This window comes from Kitasatospora sp. NPDC058063 (assembly GCF_042885395.1).
Classification (GTDB): domain Bacteria; phylum Actinomycetota; class Actinomycetes; order Streptomycetales; family Streptomycetaceae; genus Kitasatospora; species Kitasatospora lactacystinica.
Genome location: NZ_JBHVSD010000031.1, coordinates 1 through 14,836, shown reverse-complemented (window position 1 = coordinate 14,836; position 14,836 = coordinate 1). Strand labels below are relative to the sequence as shown.

11 protein-coding genes are annotated in these 14,836 nt (G+C 72.7%); 3 read left to right on the top strand and 8 right to left on the bottom strand.

All coding sequences use genetic code 11. The features are described from left to right. Positions 1 to 33 precede the first annotated feature (33 nt). The 3 genes from ACFVUY_RS36975 (at position 34) to ACFVUY_RS36965 (ending at position 3,004) form a co-directional block, all read left to right on the top strand. Positions 34 to 726: an alpha/beta fold hydrolase gene (locus tag ACFVUY_RS36975; protein ID WP_387736533.1), complete on the top strand. Its 693-nt coding sequence runs from the start codon at positions 34 to 36 to the stop codon at positions 724 to 726. A gap of 587 nt (positions 727 to 1,313) precedes the next feature. Next, positions 1,314 to 1,640 (top strand): hypothetical protein, encoded by a 327-nt coding sequence (locus ACFVUY_RS36970; protein WP_387736532.1) that lies wholly within the window; start codon positions 1,314 to 1,316, stop codon positions 1,638 to 1,640. Between the two features lie 11 nt (positions 1,641 to 1,651). Continuing rightward, positions 1,652 to 3,004: an ammonium transporter gene (locus ACFVUY_RS36965; protein ID WP_387736531.1), complete on the top strand. Its 1,353-nt coding sequence runs from the start codon at positions 1,652 to 1,654 to the stop codon at positions 3,002 to 3,004. A 56-nt stretch (positions 3,005 to 3,060) separates the two neighbouring features. Here the strand turns inward: ACFVUY_RS36965 and ACFVUY_RS36960 are convergent, their stop codons facing one another. From ACFVUY_RS36960 to ACFVUY_RS36925, 8 genes are all read right to left on the bottom strand, one after another. After that, entirely contained in the window at positions 3,061 to 4,317 is a 1,257-nt protein-coding gene (locus ACFVUY_RS36960) for an MFS transporter (RefSeq protein WP_387736530.1), read from the bottom strand. A gap of 45 nt (positions 4,318 to 4,362) precedes the next feature. Continuing rightward, on the bottom strand, positions 4,363 to 5,124 hold the full coding sequence (locus ACFVUY_RS36955; protein WP_387736529.1) for an SDR family NAD(P)-dependent oxidoreductase: 762 nt from the start codon (positions 5,122 to 5,124) through the stop codon (positions 4,363 to 4,365). Between the two features lie 141 nt (positions 5,125 to 5,265). Continuing rightward, positions 5,266 to 5,508, bottom strand: coding sequence for an acyl carrier protein (locus ACFVUY_RS36950; RefSeq protein ID WP_387736603.1), 243 nt, complete (start codon positions 5,506 to 5,508; stop codon positions 5,266 to 5,268). Between the two features lie 136 nt (positions 5,509 to 5,644). Then, entirely contained in the window at positions 5,645 to 6,892 is a 1,248-nt protein-coding gene (locus ACFVUY_RS36945; RefSeq protein WP_387736528.1) for an aminotransferase class I/II-fold pyridoxal phosphate-dependent enzyme, read from the bottom strand. After that, entirely contained in the window at positions 6,889 to 8,883 is a 1,995-nt protein-coding gene (locus ACFVUY_RS36940) for a condensation domain-containing protein (RefSeq protein ID WP_387736527.1), read from the bottom strand. The genes ACFVUY_RS36945 and ACFVUY_RS36940 overlap by 4 nt, the downstream gene beginning before the upstream one ends. A 10-nt stretch (positions 8,884 to 8,893) precedes the next feature. Further along, positions 8,894 to 10,171: a beta-ketoacyl-ACP synthase II gene (fabF, locus tag ACFVUY_RS36935; protein ID WP_387736526.1), complete on the bottom strand. Its 1,278-nt coding sequence runs from the start codon at positions 10,169 to 10,171 to the stop codon at positions 8,894 to 8,896. Next, the gene (locus ACFVUY_RS36930; RefSeq protein ID WP_387736525.1) at positions 10,168 to 11,856 is read right to left on the bottom strand and encodes a thiamine pyrophosphate-binding protein; all 1,689 of its coding nucleotides are present in this window, start codon (positions 11,854 to 11,856) and stop codon (positions 10,168 to 10,170) included. Before ACFVUY_RS36930 ends, fabF begins: the two co-directional genes overlap by 4 nt. Before the next feature lie 5 nt (positions 11,857 to 11,861). Continuing rightward, positions 11,862 to 14,516, bottom strand: a complete 2,655-nt coding sequence (locus tag ACFVUY_RS36925) for an aldehyde dehydrogenase family protein (RefSeq protein WP_387736524.1) — start codon at positions 14,514 to 14,516, stop codon at positions 11,862 to 11,864. Positions 14,517 to 14,836: the final 320 nt, after the last annotated feature.

The following is a 14,836-nucleotide window of genomic DNA, read 5'->3' as shown; positions in this document are numbered from 1 at the left end:
AAGCATTTCGGGCAAAGGGAAAAGGGAGAACCGATGAGTGAGCAGGAACGCCGCGAGAACGTCGTCCTCGTCCACGGAGGCTTCGTGGACGGCTCCGGATGGCAGGGCGTGTACGAGCGGCTGACCGGAGCCGGGTTCCGGGTGAGCGTCGTGCAGAACCCCACGCTGTCGCTGGAGGACGACGTCGCCGCCACCCGCCGGGTGCTCGACACACTGGACGGACCGGCCGTCCTGGTCGGCCACTCCTACGGCGGTGCGGTGATCACCGAGGCCGGCAATCACCCGAAGGTGACGGACCTCGTCTACATCGCGGCGTTCGCCCCCGACAAGAGCGAGTCGGTGAACACCCTGATCTCCGACCCGGCGCCGGGCGCCCCGGTGCCGCCGATCCTGCCGCCCCGGGACGGCTTCCTGTTCCTGGACCGGGAGGAGTTCGCCGCCTCCTTCGCCGCCGACGTTCCCGCCGAGCTGGCCGCCTTCATGGCCGACTCCCAGGTCCCCTGGGGCGTCGACGCCCTCGCCGGCGCCGTCTCCCAGCCCGCCTGGCGCACCAAGCCCAGTTGGTACCTGGTGGCGGCCGACGACCGCATGATCCCGCCGCCCGCCCAGCGCGCCATGGCCGAGCGGGCCGGCGCCCGCACCTCCGAGGTGCCCGGCAGTCACGCCGTCTACGTCTCCAGGCCGGACGCGGTGGCCGACTTCATCCGACAGGCCGCCGAGCACTGACGGAACGCCTTTCGAGCCGGGACCGTCCGACGCGCGCGGGCGGGGAGCGACCGTCCGCCGCCCGCGCCCGTCCCCGAGAACCGCTGCAAGTGAGGAACCGACACGAGTAGGCTCTCGGCGCACTGCCGGTCGCCTGGCCGTTCCTGCGCAACATCGTCGACCACAACCAGGTTACCGGCGTGCCGTTCACCGACCACCGCTCGCCGAGTGCCTCGCTGCCGGCGCGCGGGCCTTCGGCTGGTCCCGGCGGCGCCCGCCACGCACGCGGCGCGAGGGCGATCTGTTGATCGGGATGGGCAGGGCCGCCGGCCACCCCGGGATCGACGGCCAGGTCCACCACGGCCTGCACCACGTCCCAGCCGCCCGGACTGGAGCGGGTCATCGGCTGGCGGACGAACAGTCGCAGCGGCGCCGTCCGGCGCGGATGGGCGCTGCTCCGCGTGCTGTCGCCGCGGGCTCCTCGGAGGGCGTTGGCCGAGGAAGGGCCTTAACATGCCGATGGGGCAGGGGGCCGCGCCCAGGAGATCCCGAGGAGTTTGGCAATGACTGTCCAGTCGCACCGTCCGTGCGCGTACCATGCTCGGCCGATGCGGATGCACTGGCACCTGTGGCCGCATGGGCAGGCCACCCGGCAGCATCCGCACCCGCCGACGGTCCCCGGCGTCACCACCCACCTGGCGGAGGCGGCGGCCGCGCTGCACAGCCTCGGTGAGGACGACGACCAAGAGCGCACGGCGATCCTGCGGACCGCGCGCCGGGCGACCGACACCGCGCTCGGCGTGCTCGCCGCCCTGGGCGCCGCCTCCGGCCCCCGCCGGCTGGAGCTGCTGCGCGACTCGGTCCGTGCGGCGCACGGCACGGTGGAGTCGGGCAAGACGGCGATCTACCAGAGCACCGGCACCCGTCTCGGCTGAGCCTGCCAGTGATGCCGGACGGTTTCAGCGCGGGTGACACCGCTTTCGTACTCGTCAGTGCGGCCCTGGTCATGCTGATGACCCCTGGGCTGGCGTTCTTCTACGGCGGGATGGTCAGGGTCAAGAGCACGCTGAACATGTTGTCGATGTGCTTCGTCGTGCTGGCGATCGTCAGCGTGCTGTGGGTGCTCTACGGTTACTCGCTCAGCTTCGGCCCCGACGCCTTCCACGGCCTGATCGGCAACCTCGACCACCTGGGGATGCGCGGCATCGGGCTGAACGACCTGCACGGCTCGATCCCGGTCACCGTGTTCGCCGCGTTCCAGCTGATGTTCGCGGTGATCACCCCGGCGCTGGTCAGTGGCGCGATCGCGGACCGCGCCAGGTTCGCGGCCTGGGGACTGTTCGTCGCGCTCTGGGGCACGCTGGTCTACTTCCCGGTCGCGCACTGGGTGTTCAGCACCGACCACGGGCGCGGCGGCTGGTTGGTCGACCGGGTGGGTGTGATCGACTTCGCCGGCGGCACCGCGGTGCATGTCAACGCCGGGGTCGCGGGCCTGGCACTCTGTCTGGTGCTTGACAGGCGCGTCGGTTTCAGTAAGAGCCCGATGCGCCCGCACAGCCTGCCGCTGGTGATGCTCGGCTCCGGGTTGCTCTGGTTCGGCTGGTTCGGCTTCAACGCGGGCTCGGCGCTGGCCGCGAACGGTATCGCCGGTGCGGCGTTCCTGAACACCCAGACCGCCGCTGCCGCCGCGATGCTCGGTTGGCTGGCGTACGTGCGGGCGAGGAACGGTGCCTTCACCTCGCTGGGTGCCGCCTCCGGGGCGGTGGCCGGCCTGGTTGCCATCACCCCGGCCTGTGGTTCGGTCTCGACGCTCGGTGCCGTCGTGATCGGGCTGGTCGCGGGCGCGGTCTGTGCCGCCGCGGTCAGCCTGAAGTACCGGCTGGGCTTCGACGACTCACTCGACGTGGTCGGCGTGCACGCGGTCGGCGGGGCGATCGGCTCGCTGCTGATCGGCTTCCTCGCCACCGGGAACGTCGCCCAGAACGCCAAGGGCCTGTTCTACGGGGGCGGGTTCGGACAACTCGGCAAGCAGGCGGTCGGAGTCGCGGTCGTCGCCGGATACTCCTTCGCGCTCTCCTGGCTGCTCGGCCGGGCGATCCAGAGGACCATCGGCTTCCGGGTCACCGAAGAGGTCGAGGTGGACGGCATCGACCAGACCGAGCACGCCGAGACCGCCTACGACTTCACCGCGGCGGGGGCTCCCCGGCCCGGGCCCTCGCCGTCCGGACCGCGGTGGCGAAGTGTGACGGGCGGCCTGGCGACGGCGGTGCGGAAGGCGTGGAAGAGGAACACCCCGTAGACGGCGAAACCCACCCGGGACCCTCAGGACCGTGAACGCGTGGGACGGCGGCGGGCTCACCGCAGAGAGCGGATCGCCGGACTCATGGCAACCAGGCCGGCACCGGCCAGGACGGCGCCGCCGCAGGACAGGAACAGCACCGTCGTGCCGTACGGGAGCAGGGCGCCCGCCACCACGTAGGAGAACGGGTCGAACGCGACCGTGGCCAGCACGACGAGGCTGAGCACGCGGCCCAGCAGGCGCTCGGGCACCCGTTCCTGCAGGGTGGCCACGACGACCACTCCGAGGAACCCGGAACCGAGGCCGATGAGCGAGAGGACCGCCGTCGCGGCGGCGACATGCGTGACGGCGGAGAGCCCGGCCATGCCCGCGCCGATCGCCGCGACGCCGCCGACCACGGTCCGGCCGCGCCTGGCCGGGGGCCGCCACCCGGCCACCACCGAGCCGGCCAGGGAGCCGACGCCGAAGCCGGAGAGCACGACGCCCAGGGCCCCGGCGCCGCCGAGGCGTTGGTCGGCGAGCACCGCCCCGCCCACGAGTACGGGGCCGACGACGGCGATGTTGATCAGGGCGACGGCTGCCAGCATCCCGCGCACCAGGGGTTCCCGCCAGGCGTACCCCAAACCCGCCCGCAGCGCGCGCGCACTGCTGAGCGGCTCACCGTCGGGAGCGTCCGGTACCGGGGCGTTCCCGGCGCCCGCGCCACGCCGTACCGCGCGGGCGAGAGTGCCGAGGGCGACGGCGGCCGACGCGGCCGTCGCCGCGATCCCGCCGAGCGTCGCGGTGAAGCCGACGGCGGCGACGCAGCCGGCGGCCACCGCGGGCCCGACCAGGTCGCCGGCGGACTCCGCGCCCTGCACCAGTCCGTTGACCCGGGCGAGCTTCTCGGTCGGCACGATGGCGGGGAGCAGCGCCAAGGCCGCCGGGAAGTACGCGGCGTCGGCGGCGCCGAGCAGCCCGCCGAGCACGGCGACCGTCATCAGCGACGGAGACGTGGTGGCGACCAGGACGCCGAGGGCGAGCAGGACGGCGACCCTGAACCAGGCGGCGGCGGCCACGACGCGCGCGGGACCGAGGCGGTCGACGAGCACACCCGCGGGAGGCAGCAGTACCACCCGCGGCAGGGCGACGGCCACGAGGACGAATCCCGTGGCGAATCCGGGTTCCGCCAGCTCGAGCACGAAGAGCGTGAGCCACACGATGAACAGCGCGTCGACCACGGCCGCCAGCGTCTGGCCCGCGATCAGGCGGCGCAGGTGCGAGTCGCCGAGCGGTTCGCGGGGAAGGGAACGGGCGGTCGGTTCGGTCGTCATCGGGGGCCGGGCCTTTCGGGCTCGCGGGTCGCGCGCCGGGTGTCACTAGGCGATGTGGGTGCCTCCGTCGACGGTCAGGGTGGCGCCGGTGATGTAGGACGCCGCGTCGGAGACGAGGAAGACCAGAGCCGCGGCGAGTTCCTCGGGGAGCCCGATGCGGCCCGAGAGCACCCGCGGCATCATCGCCTCCAGGTAGCCCTCGCCGTAGCCGTCGGTCATCGGGGAGGTGAACAGGCCCGGGGCGAGGGCGTTCACGCGGATGCCCCTGTCGGGGGTCCACTGCTGGGCGAGATCGCGGGTGAGCCCGAGGAGTCCGGCCTTCGACGCCGAGTAGGCGGCCTGCGGCAGACCACCCGTGACGAGGGCGAGGATGCTCGACACGTTGACGATGGCACTGCCGGGCGGCATCACCCGGCCGGCGGCCTGTGCCGTCCAGTAGGCGCCGTTGAGGTTGGTGTCGACGACCTCGCGGAACTGTTCCGGGGTCTCGTCCGTCGCGGGCCGTTCACCGCTGATCCCGGCGTTGTTGACCAGGATGTCCACCCGCCCGAAGGCCTGCACGGCCGCGTCGACCAACGCGCGGCAGTCCTCCGGGTCGGTGACGTCGGTGCGCACGGCGACGGCTCGGCGGCCGAGCTCCTCGACGGCCGTGCGCACGGCCTCCAGCCGCTCGGTGCGCCGTGCCCCGAGCACCACGTCGGCGCCGGCCTCGGCCAGCGCGGTGGCGAAGGCGACACCCAGCCCGGAGGAGGCGCCGGTGACCACGGCGACGCGACCGTCCAGCCGGAAGCGGTCAAGGACGCTCATGGCCACCCTGCCTCCCGGGGATCCGTTCCGTGCACGGCACACCTCCGAGAACGAGTCGTGCCCGCTCCGGGGAACGGCCCTGCGGCCGATCGGGCCCCCGGCGACCGGGTGCCCACCGCGCGCGTCGTGGGTGGTGCGCGGTCACCGGGGATCGGCGACGTAGCCCACCACGTCGCCGATGGTCCTCAGCTCCGCGGTCCGGTTGTCGGGGATCTTCAGCTCGAACCTGTCCTCGACCGCCACGGTGATCTCCACCATCGCCAGGGAGTCGACGTCGAGGTCGTCGGTGAACGAGGTCTCGGCACTGACCTCGGAGGGGTCGATGCCGAGGATCTCCTCGACGATCGCGAGGACGGCGTTGAGGATGTCGGTGGTGTCCACCAGGGGTTCCTCCCTCTTGGGACGGGGCCGGCGCGAGCCGGCCGCCGGGTTGTGTTCCGCGCGGATCCCCACCGCGGCCGGCGGGCCGGCGAGGTCGGGTGTGCGCGCCGATCAGGGGTGGCGGGCGTCGGAGACCGCGTCAGAGCCCGAGGCGCCGCCGGTAGGTGACGAGGGTGCGCAGGAAGCCGTCCATCTGCTCCTCGGTGTGGCCCGCGTGCGGGAACAGGCGCAGGAGCGCCTGGTTGCGGGAGACGGCCGGGTAGGAGAAGACGGGGACGAGGTAGCCGTCCTCGACGAACCACTCCCGCATCTGCAGGGCGGCGGCGTCGTTCCCGATCGGCACCGAGAGCATGTACGACTCGGTCGGCGTCGTCGGGGTTCCGGCCTCGTGCATCTGCCGGCGGAGGCGGGCGGCGTGGGCCAGGTAGTCGTCGACGATCCGGGGATCGTCGGCGAGGACGCCGATCGTGCGCTCGGCCGCGTAGGCGGTCGGCGGCTGGATGGCGGCGGTGAACATCGAGGTGCCGGAGAGCAGTTCGAAGGCGTCGATGGCCGCGGCCGGCCCGGCGATCGCGCCGCCCTCCAGGCCGATGGCCTTCGAGAGGGAGACCATGACGAAGTCGGCCCGCTCCCGGATCGCGGCCGCCTCCCGGGCGTAGGGGCGGTGCTCGGGGCCGTACACCATGAAGCCGTTCGCGTCGTCGATCATGCTGACGGCGCCGTGCCGGTCGCACGCGTCGAGGATCTCCACGATCGGTCCCATGGTGCCGTCGGCCGAGTAGATGCTCTCGGCGATCACCACGGTCTTGCGGGTGCGGACCCGTTCCAGGACGCGGGCCAGGTCGGAGACGTCGTTGTGCCGGAACGCGTGGACGTTGCGGCCGTAGCCGAGCCCCTGGAGGCCCTTCCAGATGCTCCAGTGGACGTCGCGGTCGACGACGAACACGGTGTCGTGGTTGTGCACCTCGATCCCGGGGTCGAAGTACGCGGAACTGCTCATGGCGTGGACGAAGCCGATGTTGGCCAGGAGCCCGGTGGCGAAGCTGATGGCCCGTTCCTTGCCGGTGTGGCGGGCGATCGTCTCCTCCAGCACCTGGTGCGGGCGGCAGATCCCCTGGGTCATCCTGGATCCGCTGGTGCTCAGCCCGTGGGCGAGCGCCCCCTGCGCGAAGTGGCGCCGTACCGGGAGGTGGCGTCCGAGGTCGAGGAAGCTGATGCTGGCGAAGTTCACCAGCTCGCGGCCGTTGCGGACGATGGTCGGCCCGACCGGACCGTCCACCACCGGCGGGCGGTACGCCGTGTCGTGGGTGTTCGCCTCGACGAAGGCGTCGAAGGCCCACGGGGCCAGGCGGTCGGCGGTGGACGCGGCGGTGCGGGGAGCGGTCATGACGGGGTCTCTCCTCCACGAGGGGCGTGGGGTGGCAGGGGCTCCAGGGCTGTGGCGAGGTGGCCGAGCGAGGCACGTCCGGCCAGCTCGTCCGACGCGATCCCGGTGAAGCCGGACCGGTGGAGCAGCGCCAGGAGAGGGGGTACGGCGATCAGGGTGATGCCGTGGTCGGCGAGGCAACGGTTCATGTCCACGGCGTCGGGGCCTGCGAGGGAACCGTCGGGCGCGACGGCGGCCACAGCTACGGCCAGAGCCCGTTCGGGGTCCGTGGCGGGCGGGCGCACCGGGATCCCCGGCGCTCCCGTGTCGACGGTGGCAGCAGTGGTGTCCGAAGCGGCGGCAAGGGCGGTGGAAATGCGGGGCGGGTCGACCGGGGACAGGACGTAGCGGCCCGGAGCGAGGATGCCGGGCACCTCGTCGAGGTGGTCCAGGACGTGGCGGTGCAGGTCGCGCGCGGTGACGCCGGAGGTGGCGCGGACGTGTGCGACGAGGTGCGGTCCGCCGTCCTCTCCTGCCTTCTCGCCGCCGGGCACCACCGTCACGTCCAGCACCCCGGGATGGCCGCGCAGCACGTCCTCGACCCCGGCCGGGCGCACCCAGCCCTGCGGGGCGCGCCACCATCCGGCGGCGGCCGGCGCGAGCGGGCGCGCGGGAACCGGACGTTCGGCGCCGCCGGCGACCGCGCGCAGCAGTCCGCACAGCCGGACGGGCAACGCCGTGGCCTGACCGGCGTCGAGCAGGTGGTCTCCGACGGTGACGTCGAGGGTGAGGACCCCCGCGTCGAGGCCGAGGTCGACGTAGAGCGTGTCGCAGGGCTCGTCGGGCGTGCTGCGGATCCAGCCGGCGGATCCGCCAGGCGGAGTGTCCTGTGCGGGAGCCAGGTACCCGGGGACCAGGTAGTCGCGCGGCCATGAGTAGCAGTTGTACTCGATGGCGGGCACGGTCACGACACCGCGGCGGCGGTCCGTGCGCGACTGGGCGGCGACCAGTTCCGCGGGGCGCCACTGACCGTGCCGGTAGGCCGCGGCGGAGGCGGCGGCGACCGAGGCGACCACGTCGCCGAACGCCGCCCCCGGACGGAGGCCGATCTGCACCGGGACCGTCAGGGCCCGGACGCCGATGCTGTTCCGTAGGGCGGCCCGGGCCCGGTTGGACACCACCACGGACGCGAGGAAGCGGTGTTCGCCGGTGCGGGTGGCGACGTCGTGGGCCAGCGCCGCGAGCACGACGACCTCAGGGCTGACCCGGTGGCGCCGGGCGATGAGGTGGAGGTCGTGGTAAGCCTCCACCGAGCGGTGCTGGAGGCGGTGGCGCCCGGTCCCGCCGTCGGTCCCGCCGAACGGGGCCAGCACGCCGGTCGGGTTGTCCACGAGGCGCCTGAGCCACTCGCGTTCCGCCGCGCGGGCGCGTCCCGGGGGCTGGTCAGCGAGGGTGTCGAGCGGGTGCACGGACGCCCGCGCCGGTGTTCCGGCGCCGCGCAGCCGGTCGTGCAGTTGGTCGATCAGTACCGCCAGCCCCCAGCCGTCCATCAGCACGTGGTGGGCGGCGATCAGGACCGCGCGCGGCTTCCCCGCTTCGAGCAGCACCCTGCCGAGCCAGGGCGGGTTTCGTTCGGGGTCGATCGGGCGGGCGGCCAGCGCCGCGGTGGCGGCCTCCAGGGTGGTGGCGTCGACGACGGGGACGTCGAGGTGGTCGACCGGCAGCGGGGCCCAGCCCGGGGGGTGGACGTGCTGGACCGGGTGGAGCGGGTCGACAGTGGTGCGCAGTGCCTCGTGGAGGGCAGCCAGGCAGGTGAGAGCCGCGTGGACGTCGGCGAGGGTCGCCGGGGGAGGGACGTGGCAGTGGTCGGCGAGCGGCGTCGGGTTCACCCGCCGTGACGGGGGAACGGTGCGTTCGAACCAGTGCCACTGCTGGACCCAGGTGAGTGGCCCGCTGCGGGGGGCGGTGACTGCGGCGGCGGGGTTCGGAGTCGGCTCCGGACGGTGGTTCACGGCCGGCTCCTCACACTGCTCGGACCACGAGGGCGGCGTTGTGGCCGCCGAAGCCGAACGAGTTGCTGAGAGCGATCCGCAGGCGCTCATGGTGCTGCGCCCGGTGCGGCACGAAGTTGATGTCCGGGGCGATGGGCTCGTCGCAGTTGATGGTCGGAGGGACGTCACCCGTGCGCAGGACCTGGATCGAGACCACGAGCTCGACGGCTCCGGCGGCGCCGATCATGTGCCCGGTCATCGACTTGGTGGAGCTGACCGGGATCCGGGTGACGTGCTCGCCCAGCACCTTGCGCAGGACGGCCGCCTCGGTGGCGTCGTTCAGCAGCGTTCCGGTGCCGTGCGCGTTGACGTAGTCCACGTCCGCCCCCGTGACGCCCGCGTCGCGCAGCGCCGCTTCGACGGCGAGGCACGCGCCCCGGCCCTCCGGATGCGGGGCGGTCCAGTGGTGGGCGTCGGAACTCGCCCCGTAGCCCGCGAGTTCGGCCAGCGCGGTCGCCCCCCGCCGGGCGGCCACCTCGGCGGCCTCCAGCACCACCACGGCGGCGCCCTCGCTCATCACGAACCCGTCGCGGTGCGCGTCGAACGGGCGGCATGCCGCGGTCGGGTCGTCGTTGCGCCTGGACAGGGCGCGGGCGTTGCCGCTGCCCGCGAGGTCGACGGTGGTGACGCAGGCGTCGGCGCCGCCGGCGAGGACGATGTCGGCCTCCCCGTTGCTGATCATGCGCATCCCCGCGCCCACCGCGTCCGCGCCGCTGGCGCACGCCGTGCTCTGGGCACGGCTGGGCCCCTGCGTGCCCAGCCGCATACTGATCTCGCAGGCGGCGCTGTCCATGGCGGTGGTGACCTGGGTGAACGGGCTGATGCCCCGTGGCCCCCGGTCGCGCAGCGTGTTCGCGGCGCGGTAGATCGAGCCGACCGGGCCGTAGCCACTGCCGATGATCACGGCGACCCGCGGCGCCAGGTGTTCGTCGACGACGAGTCCGGCGTGCCCGCAGGCCTCCAGCGCCGCGGCAAGGGCGTACTGCGCGCACGGGTCGGCGCGGCGGCTGACCGCCGGCGGCATGTAGCGGCCTGGAGTGAAGCCGCGGACCTGCCCGCCGATCCGGACGTCGAGACCGGGCACGTGAACCGAGTCCACGGTGGCGATGCCACTGCGCCCGGCGAGCAGTGCCGTCCACATCTCGTCGGCACTGTGGCCGAGCGGCGTCACCGCCCCGTACCCGGTGACCACCACCCGGCGCCGGGACCGGCCGTGCCCGGCGTCGCTCCGCTCCCTCGCGTCCGTCATTGGGGGACCACCTCGGCGTCGCGGACGGCAGGGAGAACGTCGTCGGGGTCGACCGGCACCATGAGCACGGCTGTGCCTCCCCGGGAGCAGAACCGTCGCGCGGCAAGGATCTCGTCGGTCAGCGCGGCCTTGTCGCGCAGCACCCGGCAGTGGATGTCCGCTCCGTCCACCGCGGGTGGCGGCGAGCCCGGGCGGGTGAAGGCGTGGCGTTCGGCGTCGAGGCCCAGGCGGGCGCGTTGGGCGTCCAGCCAGCCGTACCCGCCGTTGCACAGCACCACGTACAGCACTCCGCCGTGGGCCGTGGCGGTGGCGGCGATGTCCGCGCGGGCCGCGAGGAACGCCCCGTCCCCGACGAACGCGGTGACCTCGTGGTCCGGGGCTGCCCGCTTGACCCCGATGGCCGCGGCCGCTCCGAAACCCAGGGGGGTCTGCTCCGACGGTACGATCGACCCGCCGCCGACGCGGAAGGGGAAGCCGTAGGACCACATGTCCTGCAACCCGTTCTCCTGGACCAGGACACGGGGCCCGCGCGCGGTGGCGTCGAGCGCGGCGAGCAGCTCGGCGACACGTATCCCCGGCAGCGCTGCCGCACGGACCAGTTCCGCCTCCACCTCGCTCGCCAGGGCCGCCCGGGTGCTGGCGATCCTGTCCGTCCAGGCCCGGGCCGCGTCGGTGCGCCCGGCCCGGCCGTCCTCGTCCAGCGCCCGCGACCAGCCGAGCACGGCGTGCCGGGCGTCTCCGATGACACGGGGTCCCGGAAACTCCGCCGACAGCCCGCCCGGATCCACGTTGACCTGCACCACCGTGACCGGGGGCCATGGAGTTCCGCCGTCGACGACGGTCTCCTCCAGTCGCCCGGCGAGCGACACCACCAAGTCGCAGGACGACCACAGCTCGCGGGCGGGGGCCGCGGCGTAGAGACCCGCTACGCCGCAGAACAGCGGGTGGTGCTCGTCGACGGCACCGCGGCCGGACGCGGTGGTGAAGATCGCCGCACCGAGACGCTCGGCGAAGCGCTCGACCACCCCGCCGCCGTTACGGTGCCGCATGCCGCCGCCGACCAGCACCACCGGACGCCGGCTCCCGCGGAGCGCCGCCAGTGCCGGGCCCGGTGTCACGGGAGCGGAGTCGGGGACCAGCGGTTCGGGCAGCGTCGGCCGCGGCCCGGGGACGGCGATCTCCGCCGTACGGACGTCGTCGGGCACCTCCAGGTAGACCGGCCCGGCCGGCGGCCCCACGGCGCGGGTCAGCGCCGTGACGGTCGCGGGGACGACCCGGTCCGGATGGCCCACCCGGTGCGCCCACCGCACGAGCGGCGCGGTGACGGCGACCTGGTCGAGTTCCTGGAACCCGCCGCTGCCCCGGCGCCGTTCGGGCGCGCCGGCGGCGAGGACCAGGACGGGCGCGCCGGATTCGCGCGCCTCCAGCAGCCCCGAGGCCGCGTGGGTGACGGCCGGTCCCTTGCCCAGCGCGCAGACGGCGAGCCGTCCCGACTGCAGCGCGTACCCGGTCGCCATGTACATCGCGTTGCGCTGGTCACGGCACGGCACGAGGTCCAGGCCGGCGGCGTCGAGGGCGCGCAGCAGCTCCAGGTCGTCACCGGGGAGCCCGAAGCAGGTGTCCACCCCGTTCGCCACCAACAGGTCGACAACGGCGGACCACGCGTCCGCGAACCGTGTGCTCATCCCGGTCACTCCCCGTCCGCCGGGGCGGCGGTTGCCAGGAGGTGCTGCGCCACGGCCTGCGACACGAGCAGGGGCTCGGCCTGCCGTTCGCCGGCGTAGGAGACGTAGTTCGCCCGTATCCCGAACCCGCCGAACGGGCGGTTGCCGTCCTCGGCGTCGAGCAGCGTGTGGTTGACGCAGGTCCGGTGACGCCTGGTCAGGACGTCCACCGTCTGCGGATCGGTACCGTAGACCATCGCTCCCAGCGCGCGGTCACTGAAGAAGGGGCTCGACAGCCGTTGCCGCAACAGCCTCGCACTGGGGTAGGCCACGACGTTGAACACCGGGGCGAACATCTCGTCGAGGGGGATCTTGTCGTCGAAGCCCCAGAGCAGCACGGTCGGTTCGACCTTGCGGGACGGCAGGTCGATGCGCCCGCCGTGCCGGATGCGCCGGGCATGGCGCACCAGGTAGTCCGAGCAGTTCACCAGTGCCGAGTCGTAGAAGATCGGACCGTAGTCGGCGGATGGGTCGCTGTTCTGTCCGAACCGCAGGGAGGCCAGTCCGGCGGACAGGAGGCCGACGAACTCCTCGGTGCGTCCCTTGGGTGCGAACACGACGTCGGGACCGAAACAGTCCTGGCCCGAATTGTGGAGACGAATCCTCGTGAGATCGTGTACGGCGCGCGCGAGATCGGCGTCGGGCGCGATGACGAAGGGGTTGACACCGTAACCGAAGAAGAGGAAGAGTTGGTCTTCCGCCAGGCCTTCGCGAACGGTCTCGGCATTGGTGTAGTTGCCGGTGAAGACGATGAGGTCCGCTTCGCGCACCGGCCCCGTCACGAATTTGCGCTGACTGTGCTCGAAAAGGTCGATGGGAAGGCCGTGGACCGGTGCCAGGAGATCGTGCAGGCGCCGCGTCTGGTTTTTGATCTCGGAGGACGGCCGGAAGGTGATTCTCTCGCTGTAGAGGGACGCCACGAGCATGTAGAGCGCGTACGAGTAGAGCGGCATGTTGGAGGGCATGAAGACCGTTGCCCGGGGCACGGGGGAGGGCCGGGCGCGACGGATCTCCTCCTCCGCCCCGTCGAGGGTGGCGAGGAACGAACGGATCTCCGCGCCGGCGGTGTGGTGGGGCGAGATCTCACTGAGGACCGCCCGCACCGCGTCCTCGTTGTCGGTCACGTAGCGGCGCACCGCGCGCAGTGCGTCGACGCGGTCGGCGAAGGGGATGCGGTAATCGGCCGCACCGGCGGCCGGGGCGGACGCCGGTGCGTCGGGGGGCGTCCGGTGCGATGAGGACAGCGAGGTCATGGCGATCTTCTCCAGAGCGGCCCGATTGGGCTTTCCCGTGTTGGTGAGGGGCAACGAGGGAAGGACGACGATGTGATCGGGCTGCTCGTAGCGGGCGAGCACGGGGCGCAGCAGCCGTTTCCAGTGCGCGGGATCGTGACCGTCCGGGTCCACGATCACGAACACCAGGCGACAGCCCAGACGCGCGTCGGGGATCGCGACGACCTCCGTGTGGGCGCCGGCCGACCCGGCCCGCTCGGCGAGGTGGTCGGGATAGAGCGTGTGGCCGTCCCGGTGCACGGCATGCTTGCGCCCGATCGGGAACACCCGGCCGGCGGTGTCGAGCCGGCCGATGTCGCCAGTGCGGTGGACGGTCCCCGGGAGCGGAACGATCTCACCGTCGTCGCCGAGTCGACCGGTCATCAGGCCGTCACTGCGGACGACGATCTCGCCGAGCCGGCCGCTGGGAAGTGATCTGCCGTGGTCGTCGTGGACTTCGACGACCACGCCGGGCAGCGGGGTGCCGCACCCGACCGGATCGGTTGGCGGCGCCAGCGCGATGTTCCCCACCTCGGTCGCTCCGTAGCCGTCGAGCAGGTGCCGGCCGGTGCGGGCGTGGAACCGGGCCGCCAGGTCGCGTCCCAGCGGTGCGCCGCCCACGCACCAGGCGCGTACCGTCCGCAGCGCTTCGGTGAGGGCGGGGCGGCGGTCGAGCAGGTTGAGCAGGCCGTGATAGGTCGACGGGGCCGCGTCGACGACGGAGAGGCCGTGGTCCAAGCCGACCGCGAGCGCACGGTCCAGGCGGGTGGTCGGCCCGTAGACCACGAGCGTGCCCCCGCCCAGCCACCAGCAGAGGACCAACGACAGGCCGTACTGGTGGGAGTACGGCAGGACGGGCAGGAAGACGTCGTCGGGCCGGTAGCCCATGCGTTCCGCGCTGAGCGCGAGGTTGTCCAGGATCGAACGGCCGGAACGGACGATTCCCTTGGGGGTGCCCGTCGTTCCCGACGACCACGAGATCGCGGCGTCCCGGCGCCGGGCCCAGCGCGCGGTGTCGGGCACGGCTGCCGGCTCCGGAGCGGGGCGCGGCGCCGCGGTGAGGCCCGTACCATCGCCGATGTCGAGCATCACGCGCGCCTGGGCGCGGATCCGCGCCCGCTGTGCCGGTGCGGCTCGGTGATCGGCCAGGACCACCGAGGCGTCGAGGTGGACGAGGGCGAGCAGGCTGACGATCCATTCCGGGGAGTTGGCCCCGCTCATCATCACCCGCGAACCGGGTCCGATGCCGCGGTGTGCGAGAAGTTCGGTGGCCGCGAATACGCGGGCCACGATTTCGTCGGTCTCCCAGACGCGCCCTTCGGGCGATATCAAGCTCCTGGAAACGGGCACTTGCGCTCCTCAAAACCAGGTGGTTCAACGCGACTTTCCCACGGATACGGAACGGTGTCGAGAGCTGTGGCGAAATTCCATGGGAAAAGTGGGCGATTGGGAATGCGGCGACAAATGAGGCCCGTGGGAATGGAAAATAACTTCATCTTATTTTTGGAAAGGGGTGGTGAGGGTTATTTCGCCGACAGACTTCGGGCGCGGGACCGGCGACGGAACGCCCTACCGGGTGCGGCCTCGGGGGGGGGGGGGGGGGGGCGGGGGCCGGGTGGGTGTGGCGGGTGGGTGTGCCTTTTAGAATTCGATAAGTTGGCGGCTCAGGC

Coding starts and splice junctions, on each gene's coding strand:
- ACFVUY_RS36945 (WP_387736528.1), bottom strand. CDS start 6,892: ATGACCGCTCCCCGCACCGCCGCGTCCACCGCCGACCGCCTGGCCCCG.
- ACFVUY_RS36975 (WP_387736533.1), top strand. CDS start 34: ATGAGTGAGCAGGAACGCCGCGAGAACGTCGTCCTCGTCCACGGAGGC.
- ACFVUY_RS36965 (WP_387736531.1), top strand. CDS start 1,652: ATGCCGGACGGTTTCAGCGCGGGTGACACCGCTTTCGTACTCGTCAGT.
- fabF (WP_387736526.1), bottom strand. CDS start 10,171: ATGACGGACGCGAGGGAGCGGAGCGACGCCGGGCACGGCCGGTCCCGG.
- ACFVUY_RS36970 (WP_387736532.1), top strand. CDS start 1,314: ATGCGGATGCACTGGCACCTGTGGCCGCATGGGCAGGCCACCCGGCAG.
- ACFVUY_RS36930 (WP_387736525.1), bottom strand. CDS start 11,856: ATGAGCACACGGTTCGCGGACGCGTGGTCCGCCGTTGTCGACCTGTTG.
- ACFVUY_RS36955 (WP_387736529.1), bottom strand. CDS start 5,124: ATGAGCGTCCTTGACCGCTTCCGGCTGGACGGTCGCGTCGCCGTGGTC.
- ACFVUY_RS36960 (WP_387736530.1), bottom strand. CDS start 4,317: ATGACGACCGAACCGACCGCCCGTTCCCTTCCCCGCGAACCGCTCGGC.